The sequence below is a fragment of the Sphingomonas sp. BK580 genome (genome assembly GCF_014194975.1).
Lineage (GTDB): Bacteria > Pseudomonadota > Alphaproteobacteria > Sphingomonadales > Sphingomonadaceae > Sphingomonas.
The window spans coordinates 88447-100209 of the sequence record NZ_JACIAY010000011.1 but is presented as its reverse complement, the minus strand read 5'-3'; the positions used below and the strand labels follow the sequence as shown (position 1 = coordinate 100209).

The following is an 11763-nucleotide window of genomic DNA, read 5'->3' as shown; positions in this document are numbered from 1 at the left end:
AGGGTTTTTTGGCAAGCGCGCAAACCTCGCCCGAGGCTGGTTCAAGGGCGCAAGCCATCGACGGCCTGCTGCTAGCGTTTTCGTGGCTGCTCGTCACCGCGATCGGATTGATGCCCCTTGCGGAAGCAGGGCTGCAGCGATCTCCATCTATAGCCTTTCCCACCACGGTTGCGTTCTTCGTAGCCGTTGGCAGCGGAATCCTGCTGCGTCGGAGATTTTCATGGGTCGGCGTAGTTCTTCATATCTACGGCCAGATTGCGATATGGCTTTCGCTATTCGTCATGTCGCTCGCGGCTGTCCTGGCGCTTCTCGGTGCGAAGTGACGATCGGATCAGGCCTGAGAGGTAGTGTCCCCGAATGCCTGCGTCACGAGCTCAGCAACCTGTTCCTCGGTGATGCCTGAGAGGCCCTCGAGTGTGCCAATGACCTCGAGTTTAAGAAGGTTGTCGACCTCTTCGCGCAAGGCCTCCGAGCTGTCACCGCGAGCGGCACGGATCAGCTCGAGCATGACATCGAGCGGGATGGTGATTGAGGTGCTCTCGAGCAAGGTCGGCAGGTCGGTCAAAGCGGTCTCCTTCGCCGCGTCAACGCGGTAGACCCGCCTTTCGGCGCACTCCGCACAGCTCCGTCACATCGACCAGCGAAGCATGACGCACCTTGTCGCTGCCCTTCAGATGCCGAACCCGGACGCGCATCTGCGGCTCGATCCAACGTGCCTTTTTAGATCTCGGCATCCCGGCAAGCGGCTTGTCTCGCCTGAGCTGCTCCGTTGCAGCGTAGAAGACCTCTCGGATCGGAGCTGCGAGCGTCACCGCTGCTCCGCCGGCGTATTCTAGGCCACCTTCGGTCTCGCGAGCCAGGAGCGCGGACACCGGCTCGCCCGGTGTCACTTCCGTTCCTACGACCAGGAACTCCTCCTCGGTCCAAGCCTTGATCTTGAGCCAGCTTTTGGTCCGCCCGCTCTGGTAGCGGCTGCCGCGCTTTTTCGACACGATCCCTTCCAGCCCCATCCGATCAACGGCCGCGAAGAAGTCAGGGCCGCCCCCACGGACCTCCGCGCTGTAGTGGATGGGATTGCCGGGATCGAAGGCGCCGATGATCTCCTCGAGGCGCTCGCGACGCTGCTCCAGCGGGAGTGATCGGAGGTTCGTCCCATCGGCATGGAGGCAGTGAAGGCCATGAAGACGAGGCGCTCCGGGTTACGGCCGATCGCCAAGCGGAGTGAGTTGAAATCGCTCCGCCCGGCTTCATCCTGAACGATCATCTCACCATCGATGATCGCGCGCGAGCAGTGGAGCTGGCGAGCCGCCTCGACTACCGGCCGGTACTGCGCGGTCCAATCATGACCGTTTCTCGTGAACGCGCGCACGCCAGTCGGCTCGATCACAAGCTGTGTCCGGTAGCCATCGTACTTGATCTCGTGGCTCCAGCCATCCCCGTCGGGAGCCACATCGACCAACGTCGGGAGCATGGGCTCGACAAACGCCAGCGGCGGAGCCGCGGTGGTTGGCGGCAGGGGCTCGTGGCCGGGCTCGTCATGGTGAAGGACGTCGCCGAGCTTGCGGCAGTCCACGTCCTGGCCGCACTCCGGACAGGTGATGAAGTGCATCGCGTCGACCGGAAGATCCGGCGCCGTGACGGGACAGGCGTTCAGCGCCTCCCGCGTCGAGGATCGAGCTCGCTTCACCGGGATGAATCACCCGCGGCGCGGACTCGTTCCTTGAGCTGCCTCAGGTGACTCAGGCGGCGTGTAAGGTGTTGTTTTTTCTCGCCCCACGGGAACGGGGTGGCCCGGGCGAGGTTCAGAGGGTGACCGTAGCCGACCCCATTAGCCGCGGTTCGATTGGCGCCTCGCCGCTCCTCCCCCCCCCCAGATCGGCGGGGCGCCACTCACCCCGCCGTCTCGAGCAGGTCACTCCACGAGCGCAGCTCTTTGCGCACGCGAGCGCAGGAAGGCTTCGCCGCGCTCCGCCATTCGGTCCCACGTCGCGGCCGATTGCAGGTGACGCTCCTGAACCCGCGCCAGATCAGTGGCAGCAGCCGCGCGCCGCTCGACCTCGGCGCGTTGCCGGCAGAACTTCGGATCTTCGTTCATGATCGTTCCTCCCGCGTCACAAACGCGAGCCTGCCACCTTGGATGCGGGCGGCAATCTCGTTTCACCGTAGGAGGTTAGCGAGTTGCCGCGCCCAGACCGGCTGAACCCGACCAATCCCTTGATCGTTAGGAGCACCAACGATCCAGGAGTGTGTCATGGCTGACGATAAGACAAACCGCGGCGAGCAGGATCGCGCCCGGGTTTCCGGCAGCGAGCCGTACGAGGTCGAGTATTTCGCCTCCAAGCACGGCCTCAGCCAGGAACAGGCCCGGGAGCTGATCGCCTCCGTCGGGAACGATCGAGAGAAGCTCGACCAAGCTGCGGCCGGCATCAAAGGCGAACGTGGCAACGGGTGAGCCGTATCACCTAAAGGAGATATGCATGTCGGATGATGCGCAAGCTGGCGAGGGCGCGTTCGAGCGCGACGCCGACATCGAGGATGATCCGCATGAGGCTGGGACGAAAGATCCGGGCAAGGACGGCGAGGACGAGGACATCCTCGGCAAGAAGCAGGACGAGCTCACCGCCGATGATCTGCGCGGAGACACTCGCCAGAAGCAGGGTCAGTAGCCCGAGCGGATCGGCCCTTCCCTGTTTGTAAGGAGAGCACCAGTGGCACGATCGAGCGAAAAGCCGGCACGCCCCGGGCCACGTGACGGGTCCCGGCTGTTGTTTAGCACGCTGGGCGGTGTTGTGGTGGGTCTGATCGTCTACATCTTGAAGCTTGGGATTGCACCGGCTGCGCCGCCTGAGAACGTCCTTTTCTTCGTAGCGGGCGGAGCGATCCTGGGCCTTCTCTGGGCCTTTCTGCTCGGCCGCAAAGACCGGAGTCGGGCTCCGAGGATCTGAGTTGGCAATCAGTGCTCGCGCGGCATGAGGGAGCGTAAGCCCGATCGATCGGGCTCGAGGGCTGAGCCCATCATCCAAGGCTACGAGTTGCACCGGGGGAGCGGCCTTTCCTCGATGGGATTAGGCCGCGCATCAAACCGGAGAGTGCCATGGCCGTGAGCCTGAAGCCTATTGCCGAGCAGATCATCGTCATCACCGGCGCGAGTAGCGGCAACGGGCTGGCAACGGCACGTGAGGCCGTCCGCCGCGGCGCTGCAGTTGTGATTGCGGCGCGCAATGCCGAGGCACTGGAGCGCGTCGCGGCCGACCTCAGGACTGCAGGAGGTCGCGTGGCTGTCGTCGCGGGCGATGTGGCCAACGAGACCGATGTCGAGCGTATCGCTGACACCGCGATCGAGACGTTTGGCGGCTTTGACAGCTGGGTGAACAACGCAGCGGCCGCAACCTACGGCACCGTGGAGCAGGTGCCGGTCGCAGATCACCGCAGGGCGTTCGACGTGAACTATTTCGGCACCCTTCAGGGCAGCCTCGTCGCAGCGCGTCATCTACGCACCCGCGGAGGCGGCGCGATCATCAACGTCGGCTCCATCCTCGGCGATCGCGCCATCATCCAGCAGGGCCCGTACTCCGCGACAAAGCACGCCGTTCAGGCCCTGACCGATGCCCTTCGGATGGAGCTGGAGCGTGACCGCGCCGGCATCTCCGTTACCCTCATTAAGCCCGGCGCCATCGACACGCCTTATCCTGAGCACGCGCGCAACTTCATGGACAAGGCACCGCGGCTGCCCCCGCCGCTCTACGATCCGTCACTGGTCGCCGACGCGATCCTTTTCGCCTGCGCCAATCAGCGCCGCGAGCTGTACGTCGGTGGTGGTGGCGTCCTGTCCTCGCTGGTGGGTCAGATCGCCCCCCGCCTGACCGACCTCGCCATGGAGGTGATCGGCACTCGGATCCAGCAGAAGCCGAGCGACCCAGGCGACCCTGATCGTCGAGACAATCTCTACGAGGCACGGAGCGACGGCACGACGCATGGCTCGCAGAAGGTGCATGCGAGGTCGACGAGCCTCATGCTGGAGGCGCAGAAGCTGCCTTGGGCCGCCGGTGGGTTGGTGGCGCTTGGCGTCGGCGCGATCGTGGGGCTGAGCCGGGCGGCAACGCCGAAGCGCTGAGTTTGCGAGCCTCGGCCTGTAAGGAAGACCGTTCAATCCGGTTCATTCGTCCAATGCGCACAGCGGCGCGCCTGCTAGAGCGCGAGGGCGACCCGAAGGGCTTCCATGAGGGGGGGCTCTTTCTGGGGGCGGCGCGAAGGCGTCGCCCCCTTTTTTGCGACTGAAGCCTACGGCTTCTTCTCGGCGGCCAGCTCTTCGAGCATCTGGACCAGAGCGCGCGCGCCGGCGAGCGCCTCCTCGGCGCGGCCGTGAACCTCACCCAAGTCCTCGACATCGTGGCTAAGACGCATTGCAGCGAGCTTGGCGTACGCTTGATCGAGCGCCGCCTGCGTCTCCTCGATTTCGCGAAAGGCGTCCATCATCCACTCCCTGGCTAACAGGTGATCTGGTCGACCTTTGCGCGTGTGCGCAACCCGTCGCGACCGATCTGGACCGTATTCTTCAAGGCTGTCTCCGTCCGCTGGAACGCTCGCCGGCGATCTTGGTTAATAACCAAGCTGGGTCACTACGGATGACGTACAACTCCCTGAAGCCCTGGTACGATGGGCCCAGCCATTTGCCTCAAGATCTGAGGCCCATCGATGCGTCCTTCTGCAGATCGGTGGGCCACCTTTTCGGCCGGCCCCAGCTGCCGGCTGACCGCTATCGCCGCAATGCCGGGATCGCCGAAAGCGAAGCGTGCCCGCGCCTACCGCACCCACGGCAGCGTAACCGCACCATCTTGGTCGCAATCTCGCCGTCGCCTTTGAAGCGCTCAAGGATCCGCTCGGCAGGGAAGTTGATGGTGCGGCCGCACGCGCAGACGATCCGCATGTCGGCGCGATCAGCCGCCCACTCGCCAAGCGTTCGGTAGGAGGCGTCGTTCGTCGTCCGGCTGCTCACAGTGGCGAAACGTCCTCGTACCGCCCTGCTTTCCGCAGCTGCCGCACGATCCCGTTGAAGGCGGCGGTCACGCCCTGGGCGCGCCCGATCTCGTTCGTCTGCGAGGCGGCGTCCCAGTAGAGTTCGAGCGGCCAGCGCTCCGGGCAGTGCGGCAGCAGGCAGCGCAGCGCGAGCCGCACCTCTATCCCGTCGACCGTCGTCTCCGAGCATTTCGCCACGCCGGCGCGCAGGATGTGCACCGATAGCGCGATCACGACGCGCTGGTGCCGAGGCAGCGTCGCCACGGATCAGTGAAAGTCGTGCGACTTGAAGCGCACGAGTTCCTCAGGATCCATGCCCTCGGCGTGGGGCGGCCAGTAGCAGTTGCGCGGCTCCGGGCTCCACTCCTTGTCGCCGCGATCGGGTGAGCCGAGGTGCTGGGCGGCGTCGCCCCGGCCGGTGCGATGCGGGAACGACATGTCGCCGACGCGATGGAGCAGGTCGCCATGGTCGACGATGCGGTCGCAGATGACGTGGATCACCTCGCCTTCCTTCTGCACCCGTCCTTTCAGGCCAACCATGGAGGCCGACATCACGGTGCGGCGCTGCGCCTCGAAGCGGTCGGGCCAGAGGATGCCGTTGGCGATGCCAGTCTCGTCCTCGATCGTGATGAACAGCACGCCCTTGGCCGATCCGGGCTTCTGGCGGACCAGGATGATGCCGGCGACCTCGACATGGCGGCCGTCGCGCACGCTGGCGAGATCCGCGCAGCGCGTTACGCCCCGGCGCGTCAGCTCGTCGCGCACGAATGACAGCGGATGCGCGCGGAGCGACAGCTGCAGGTTGCGGTAATCCTCGATGACCTCGCGGCCGTCGGTGAGCGAGCGGAGCTGGACCTCGGGCTCGATCCCCTCCCCGCTCTGCGTCTCGGCCGCGCGATCCGCCGCGGCGAACAGTGGCAGCGGTGCCTCGCCGAGCCCCCTCACCTTCCAGAGCCCCTGCCGGCGATCGGCGCCGAAGCTGTGGAAGGCATCGCCATCCGCGAGCTTCTCGATCGCGGCGCGCTGCGCACCCGAGCGGCGCCACACGTCCTCGACGCTGTCGTAGGCGGTGGTGCTGCGGGCAGAGACGATCTTGGCGCCGTCAGCGTTCGACAGCCCGCGGATCTGCCGGAGGCCGAGCCGCACGGCCAGGTAGCGTCCGCCTGTCCGCTCAAGGGTGCAGTCCCAGCGGCTCGCGTTGACGCAGGGCGGTCGCACCTCGACGCCATGCTCGCGCGCATCGCGGACGATCTGCGCCGGCGCGTAGAAACCCATCGGCTGCGCGTTCATCAGCGCGGCGCAGAACACGTCCGGATGATGGTGCTTCATCCAGCTGCTCGCGTAGGAGATCTTGGCGAAGCTGGCGGCGTGGCTCTCGGGAAAGCCGTAGGAACCAAAGCCCTCGAGCTGGCGGAAGGTGCGTTCGGCGAACTCGCGCGGGTAGCCCCGCTCGACCATGCCCCCGATCAGCTTCTCGCTGAAGTGGCTTACACCGCCGGTGAACTTGAAGGTGGCCATGGCGCGGCGCAGCTGGTCCGCCTCGGCCGGCGTGAAGCCCGCGCCGACGATCGCCACCTTCATCGCCTGCTCCTGAAACAGCGGCACGCCGAGCGTCTTCTCGAGCACCGCGCGCAGCTCGGGGCGCGGGTACTCGGGTCGCTCCAGCCCCTCACGCCGGCGCAGGTAAGGGTGGACCATGTCGCCCTGGATCGGACCCGGCCGCACGATCGCGACCTGAATGACGAGATCGTAGAAGCGCCGCGGCTTCATGCGCGGCAGCATGCTCATCTGTGCGCGGCTCTCGATCTGGAAGGTGCCGAGCGTGTCGGCCTTCTGGATCATGGCGTAGACGTCGGGATCGTCGTCCTGCAGGTCGGCCAGCCCGACGCGGATGCCCTTATCCTGCTCGAGCAGGTTGAAGGCCCGGTTCATACAGCCGAGCATCCCCAATCCGAGGACGTCGACCTTCATGAACTTGAGGGAGTCGATGTCGTCCTTATCCCACTCGATGATCTGGCGATCTTCCATGGCCGCCGGCTCGATCGGCACCAGGTCGTCGAGGCGGTCATGCGTCAGCACGAAGCCGCCCGGATGCTGCGACATATGGCGCGGCACGCCGATGAGCTTGCGCGCGAGGTCGAGCGTGAGCCGCAGGCGACGATCCGCGATGTCGAGGTTGAGCTCGTCGACCTGCTTCTCGCCGACACCCTCGGCCGACCAACCCCACACAAGGCCGGCGAGCGATGAGGTCAGATCCTCTGGCAGGCCGAGCGCTTTACCGACGTCGCGCACGGCGCCGCGCGCGCGGTAGCGGGTCACGACCGCGGTCAGCGCGGAGTGGTTGCGACCATAGGTCTCATAGATCCACTGGATGATCTCTTCGCGGCGCTCATGCTCGAAGTCGACGTCGATGTCGGGTGGCTCGCGGCGCTCGCCCGACACGAAGCGCTCGAACAGCAGCTCGTGCTTGATCGGGTCGATCGAGGTGACGCCGAGCACGAAGCATACGCAGCTGTTCGCGGCCGAGCCCCGGCCTTGGCAGAGGATCCCGCGCCGGCGCGCCTCGCGCACGATGGCGTAGACTGTGAGGAAGTAGGGCGCGTAGCCAAGCTCGCCGATCAGCCGCATCTCATGCGCGATCTGCGTGGTGTAGGCCTCCGGCACGTTGCCGTCGAACAGCCGCTCGACCGCCTCGGTCGCCAGCTTCTGTAAGGCCTCTTGCGCCGTCAGTCCCTCGATCAGGCGCTCGTGCGGGTACTGGTAGGCCAGCTCGCCGAGGTCAAAGGTGCACAGCTTCGCGATGTCGACGCTCGCCTGCAGCGCGTCGGGGTAGGCGCGAAAGCGGCGCACCATCTCGTCTGGCGATTTCAGCGCTCGGTCGGCGTTCACCTCGCGGCGGTAGCCGAGCTCGTCGACGGTGCATTTCTCGCGCACCGCGGTGACGACATCCTGCAGCAGCCGCGCCTCGGGCGCGTGGTAGAGCACGTCGCCGGTCACGACAGCGCGCACGCCGGCGCCGCCCGCCTGGCGCGCGAGCACGTCGATGCGCACTGCGTCGCCCGGTCGGCGCCGCTGGTAGAGCGCCATGTAGCCGCGGCGCCCGTAGACGGCCTTGAGGTCCTTCAGCGCCGCCAAGTTCTCCTCGTCCGCCTCATGGGGCAGCAGGATAGCGATGACACCCTCGGACCATGGCTCGAGGTCGTGCCAGTGGAGCAGGCATGCCCCCTTCCCTGCCCGCTTCTTGCCGACGGTGAGCAGCCGCGTGATGCGCGACCAGGCGGGACGATCGGTCGGGTAGAGCAGCAGGCGACGGCCGCAGGACAGGTCCACGCGCGTGCCCGCGATCGAGCGCACGCCGGTCGCCTTCTGCGCCTCCCAGGCACGCACGACACCCCCGACCGTGCCGATGTCGCTGACGCCGATCGCGGGATAGCCGAGCAGCGCCGCGGCCGCGAACAGCTCCTCAGGCGACGACGCGCCGCGCAACAGCGAGAAGTGCGTGAGCACCTGCAGCTCGACATAGTGGGTCATCCAAAGACCCCGTGCATCCACCAGCTGAGGTCGCCGGTGTCCTCCTCGAAGCCGTCACCGCGGCGGAACACCCAGTAGCGGCCGCCCTCCTCGTCCTCGACGCGGTAATAGTCACGCACCGCCCACACCTCCGCCTCCCGGCGCCACCACTCGCCATGGACGCGTTCGGGACCGTCGCCAGCGACGATCTTGTAGGTCTTGCCGCGCCACTCGAAGCGCCGCGGTGGCTGGTCGGGCATCAGCGCCATGACCCGCGCGAGCGGCTCGGGCCGCGCAAAAAGTCGGATGGGTCGCGGCCACTTCGGCCAGGGTCCCGGCGTTTCGTTCGGGTCGGAGCGGGCGACGGCTCGCTCCGGCACATGGCTCTCGACCGGCGCAACACGGAACACCGCGCGCGGGCCGATCCTGCCAGCGATCACGTCGACGAGGCGAGCGGGGTCGCGCACCAGCGTCTCGCCGGCGAGCACCGCGCCGAGGTCGACCGCGTCGAGCGGCTCGGTGTGCGGCGCCACGAGCCAGAATTGCTCCAGTCCCATGCCTGGGTCGATCCGCTCGATCTTGAGCTTCAGCAGACGGAGCAGGTGCGCGACCTCGCGCGTCGGCCGCGACGTGCCGACGGCGACCACCTGTTCGGTCCCGTCGACGCGCAGGCCGGTGAGCCGGAGGGCGCGCGCCCCAAGGCCGCGCTCCTGCAGCACGCCGGCGAGATCGCGCAGCAGGTCGCCCATGACCTGCTCTATCGCCTCGGCCGTGCCGATCGGCTCGAGCAGCCGGCGCTCGACAAGCGGCACCTCAGCATCCTCGCGCGGCGTGATCGGCTCCGCGACGGCGCCGAGCGCCTGGTCGAGCCGCGTGATCGCCGGCAGGCCGAGCCGGCGCCCGAGCGGCCCGCGTGCGACCGGCAGCAGATCCGCAACCCTCTCGAAGCCGAAGCGGCGCGCGGCACTGAGCGCATTGGGTGCGAGGCGCAGCGCCACGATCGGCAGCGGGGCGAGCGCGCTGGCCGTCGTGCCCGGCTCAGCGCGGATCAGGTCGCCGCGGCCGAAACGTGCGAGCGCGTGCGCGGCGCCCGGCGTGTCTGCGACTGCCACCCGTGCGGTGAAGCCCGCGCGCCGACAGAAGGCGAGCAACCGCCGGCAGAAGCGCTCCTCGCCCCCATGCAGGTGCTCGCAGCCAGCGAGATCGATCCAGAGACCATCACTTGGGGTAACCGCAGCGATCGGCGACCAGCGGCGTACCGCCAGGAGCGCGAGCCGATCGAGCAGCGCGGCGTCGGCCTCCGGCTCCGCCGGACGGAAATCGAGGTCGGACACGAGCGCGCGCGCGTGGGTCGCCGCCATGCCCGGATGCACACCCAGCGCACGCGCGCCGTCGCAGGCGGACACCACTTCTTCGCGTCGGCCGACCTTGCCGATGAGCGCGAGTGGCGCGTGCTCGAGCGGCTTGGCCGCAGGCACGCTGATGCGCGGCGCTGGTGTGGCCGCCTTGTAGGGGTGACTAGCAGCCTCCGAGCGCCGGCCGAGCTCGCGCATCGGCGGCTGCGCGTGCGTCGGCAGCGTCGCGATCTGCGCCTCGACGTCACCGCGCGATGGCATGCCCTCACGCGCCCAGCGCGCCCCTGGCCGCCATCCCCCGCCCCGCGGCACCGAACAGGCGCCGGGGTCGTCGTCTACCGGCAGCTCGAGGACTTGTCCGTCAGGCTGCCGCGAAGCGGACCGTTCCAACCGTCTCAACCGCTCCACGGCCAAGCTCGGCAGGAACAGCGAGACGACCCGTCTCATCGCTGCCCTCCACAATTAGGGAGAAGCCTTCACCCCCACGCTGACGGACGCACTCCACCGCCCATCTCGCTCTTCCTACACCCGCGACACCCAACCGCTCGGACGGCGCGGCACCGATCCGCCAGCGCGTCCACGCGGCCGAGGGTTCGGCGAACACGTCCTGGTTGAGCCCGCGCGCGCGGCGCAGCAGCAGCACGGGCATGTCGGCGTCGGCCGCAACGAGCTGCAGGCGGCGCGTCGCGACCATCGAGACCTTGCTCGCCTCCGCCACGATCGCAGCCGGCGTGCCGTCTCGCACCGCATCCTCGACCACGGCGAGCAGCGCGGCGTCGTCGCGTGGCTGGGCGTAGATCACGTTCGCCGATGGCAAGCCGGCCTGCTCGAGCGCGGGAGCGTAGAGGTCGGCGCGGCAGCTAGCCCACAGCACCGGCCCCCCTGCCCCTGCGGCCTCGCGCGCGGCGATGCCGGCGAGGAAGAGCGTGGTGGCGGCATCGTCGACCAGCGCTGCGCTCTGCGACGTCGCCTCATGCAGGGCTCCGGCGCGCAAGCCCCCTGCTCCAAGCTTGCTATCGAGCGCGTCCACGCCGAACGGCATGACGCGGTAGTCAGCGGCAGGCGTAGCGATCGTCCGCAGATGCGCTATGCTGGGCGCGAAGGAATCGAGGGCGGCGGACATCGTTTGCTAAGACTCTACTCGTTCCCTTTATGTTCCGTAAATGGGAGCCGCGGGTCAAGCTCCGATCGGCTCGGTTCATCGATTTGAGGAGAACGGCACCGCAACGAAGCGCCAACAATGCGGGAAAAGGCGCTTTCCAATGTTCCCGACGTGACTCATAGCATGCGGATGCCGATCCGCGCTGAGAACCGCTGGCTCTACCCGATCGACTGGCAGCAGCTGTCAGGCAGGATCCGGTTCGAGCGCGCGGGCAAGCGTTGCGAGCAATGTAGCCGGCCGCACCTTCAGCGTGTCGCACATCTCGGTGACGGCCGCTGGTGGGACGCGGAGGCGGCTTGTTGGAGATCGGACCGTGGCAAGCGGATCGCCGTGAGGGGCGGCTTCACGCTCGCCAGCGTACGAGTGACTTACGTCGTCCTTGCCTGCGCGCATCTCGATCATGATCCGAGCAACAGCGCACCAGCCAATCTCAAGGCGCTATGCCAGCGGTGCCACATGATCCACGATGCCGCTGAGCATCGCTGGCAACGCTGGTGGAACGCTTTCCGGCTGCGCGCGCTGCGCGACCTTTACGAGGATCCCAGGACCACAAGGGAGCGCCAGGTCGGGCGATGATCGCGCGGGGACAGCCATTGAGAACTCGCGATCATGCATTCGCCAGAGGAGTGGCGATCACGATTCCGGCATCAAAGAAGGTCGCGTCCACGCATGCCAAGGTCCTGAGGACAAGCTCTAAGGCATGCGCGTCGGTAGGTTAGC

General features: G+C 67.3%; 13 protein-coding genes and 2 pseudogenes. 6 read left to right on the top strand and 9 right to left on the bottom strand.

Annotation, left to right across the window (positions count from 1 at the left end; all coding sequences use genetic code 11):
* Positions 1 to 8 precede the first annotated feature (8 nt).
* Complete coding sequence (locus FHY05_RS17525; protein WP_243693850.1) at positions 9 to 323, top strand: hypothetical protein; 315 nt, start codon at positions 9 to 11, stop codon at positions 321 to 323.
* Positions 324 to 331: 8 nt separating this feature from the next.
* On the opposite strand, the gene FHY05_RS17520 is transcribed toward FHY05_RS17525, so the two are convergent.
* The 4 genes and pseudogenes from FHY05_RS17520 to FHY05_RS17505 form a co-directional block, all read right to left on the bottom strand.
* Positions 332 to 565 carry a hypothetical protein gene (locus FHY05_RS17520; RefSeq protein WP_183945720.1) on the bottom strand — a complete coding sequence of 78 codons (234 nt, stop codon included), beginning with the start codon at positions 563 to 565 and terminating at the stop codon, positions 332 to 334.
* 19 nt (positions 566 to 584) lie between these two features.
* A pseudogene (locus tag FHY05_RS17515) lies at positions 585 to 1157 on the bottom strand (hypothetical protein); the annotation flags it as partial.
* Between the two features lie 83 nt (positions 1158 to 1240).
* A pseudogene (locus tag FHY05_RS22910) lies at positions 1241 to 1471 on the bottom strand (hypothetical protein); the annotation flags it as partial.
* Positions 1472 to 1912: 441 nt separating this feature from the next.
* Entirely contained in the window at positions 1913 to 2095 is a 183-nt protein-coding gene (locus tag FHY05_RS17505) for a hypothetical protein (RefSeq protein WP_183945718.1), read from the bottom strand.
* A gap of 156 nt (positions 2096 to 2251) precedes the next feature.
* On the opposite strand from FHY05_RS17505, the gene FHY05_RS17500 reads away from it, so the two are divergent.
* From FHY05_RS17500 to FHY05_RS17490, 3 genes are all read left to right on the top strand, one after another.
* Complete coding sequence (locus FHY05_RS17500) at positions 2252 to 2452, top strand: DUF3606 domain-containing protein (RefSeq protein WP_183945717.1); 201 nt, start codon at positions 2252 to 2254, stop codon at positions 2450 to 2452.
* A gap of 25 nt (positions 2453 to 2477) precedes the next feature.
* On the top strand, positions 2478 to 2666 hold the full coding sequence (locus FHY05_RS17495; RefSeq protein ID WP_132910715.1) for a hypothetical protein: 189 nt from the start codon (positions 2478 to 2480) through the stop codon (positions 2664 to 2666).
* 428 nt (positions 2667 to 3094) lie between these two features.
* Positions 3095 to 4114 (top strand): SDR family oxidoreductase, encoded by a 1020-nt coding sequence (locus tag FHY05_RS17490; RefSeq protein WP_183945716.1) that lies wholly within the window; start codon positions 3095 to 3097, stop codon positions 4112 to 4114.
* A gap of 167 nt (positions 4115 to 4281) precedes the next feature.
* Here FHY05_RS17490 and FHY05_RS17485 read toward each other — a convergent pair whose 3' ends face one another.
* Positions 4282 to 4473, bottom strand: a complete 192-nt coding sequence (locus FHY05_RS17485) for a hypothetical protein (RefSeq protein ID WP_183945715.1) — start codon at positions 4471 to 4473, stop codon at positions 4282 to 4284.
* Positions 4474 to 4494: 21 nt separating this feature from the next.
* On the opposite strand from FHY05_RS17485, the gene FHY05_RS22905 reads away from it, so the two are divergent.
* Positions 4495 to 4629, top strand: a complete 135-nt coding sequence (locus FHY05_RS22905; protein WP_409321845.1) for a hypothetical protein — start codon at positions 4495 to 4497, stop codon at positions 4627 to 4629.
* Positions 4630 to 4992: 363 nt separating this feature from the next.
* Here the strand turns inward: FHY05_RS22905 and FHY05_RS17480 are convergent, their stop codons facing one another.
* The 4 genes from FHY05_RS17480 to FHY05_RS17465 all read right to left on the bottom strand — a co-directional run bounded on the left by FHY05_RS17480 (position 4993) and on the right by FHY05_RS17465 (position 10923).
* On the bottom strand, positions 4993 to 5280 hold the full coding sequence (locus tag FHY05_RS17480; protein WP_132910712.1) for a hypothetical protein: 288 nt from the start codon (positions 5278 to 5280) through the stop codon (positions 4993 to 4995).
* Positions 5281 to 5283: 3 nt separating this feature from the next.
* Positions 5284 to 8547 carry an error-prone DNA polymerase gene (locus tag FHY05_RS17475; RefSeq protein ID WP_183945714.1) on the bottom strand — a complete coding sequence of 1088 codons (3264 nt, stop codon included), beginning with the start codon at positions 8545 to 8547 and terminating at the stop codon, positions 5284 to 5286.
* The gene (locus tag FHY05_RS17470; RefSeq protein ID WP_260181675.1) at positions 8544 to 10142 is read right to left on the bottom strand and encodes a DNA polymerase Y family protein; all 1599 of its coding nucleotides are present in this window, start codon (positions 10140 to 10142) and stop codon (positions 8544 to 8546) included. Before FHY05_RS17470 ends, FHY05_RS17475 begins: the two co-directional genes overlap by 4 nt.
* A gap of 100 nt (positions 10143 to 10242) precedes the next feature.
* The gene (locus tag FHY05_RS17465; protein ID WP_409321844.1) at positions 10243 to 10923 is read right to left on the bottom strand and encodes an ImuA family protein; all 681 of its coding nucleotides are present in this window, start codon (positions 10921 to 10923) and stop codon (positions 10243 to 10245) included.
* A 249-nt stretch (positions 10924 to 11172) separates the two neighbouring features.
* Between FHY05_RS17465 and FHY05_RS17460 the strand changes: the two genes are divergently transcribed.
* A complete protein-coding gene (locus tag FHY05_RS17460) occupies positions 11173 to 11619 on the top strand; it encodes a hypothetical protein (protein WP_183945712.1) in 447 nt (148 codons plus the stop codon).
* The last annotated feature ends 144 nt before the right edge of the window (positions 11620 to 11763 follow it).

Coding starts and splice junctions, on each gene's coding strand:
- FHY05_RS17490 (WP_183945716.1), top strand. CDS start 3,095: ATGGCCGTGAGCCTGAAGCCTATTGCCGAGCAGATCATCGTCATCACC.
- FHY05_RS17465 (WP_409321844.1), bottom strand. CDS start 10,923: ATGCCGTTCGGCGTGGACGCGCTCGATAGCAAGCTTGGAGCAGGGGGC.
- FHY05_RS17500 (WP_183945717.1), top strand. CDS start 2,252: ATGGCTGACGATAAGACAAACCGCGGCGAGCAGGATCGCGCCCGGGTT.
- FHY05_RS17495 (WP_132910715.1), top strand. CDS start 2,478: ATGTCGGATGATGCGCAAGCTGGCGAGGGCGCGTTCGAGCGCGACGCC.
- FHY05_RS17475 (WP_183945714.1), bottom strand. CDS start 8,547: ATGACCCACTATGTCGAGCTGCAGGTGCTCACGCACTTCTCGCTGTTG.
- FHY05_RS17460 (WP_183945712.1), top strand. CDS start 11,173: ATGCCGATCCGCGCTGAGAACCGCTGGCTCTACCCGATCGACTGGCAG.
- FHY05_RS17505 (WP_183945718.1), bottom strand. CDS start 2,095: ATGAACGAAGATCCGAAGTTCTGCCGGCAACGCGCCGAGGTCGAGCGG.
- FHY05_RS17485 (WP_183945715.1), bottom strand. CDS start 4,473: ATGGACGCCTTTCGCGAAATCGAGGAGACGCAGGCGGCGCTCGATCAA.
- FHY05_RS17470 (WP_260181675.1), bottom strand. CDS start 10,142: ATGCCATCGCGCGGTGACGTCGAGGCGCAGATCGCGACGCTGCCGACG.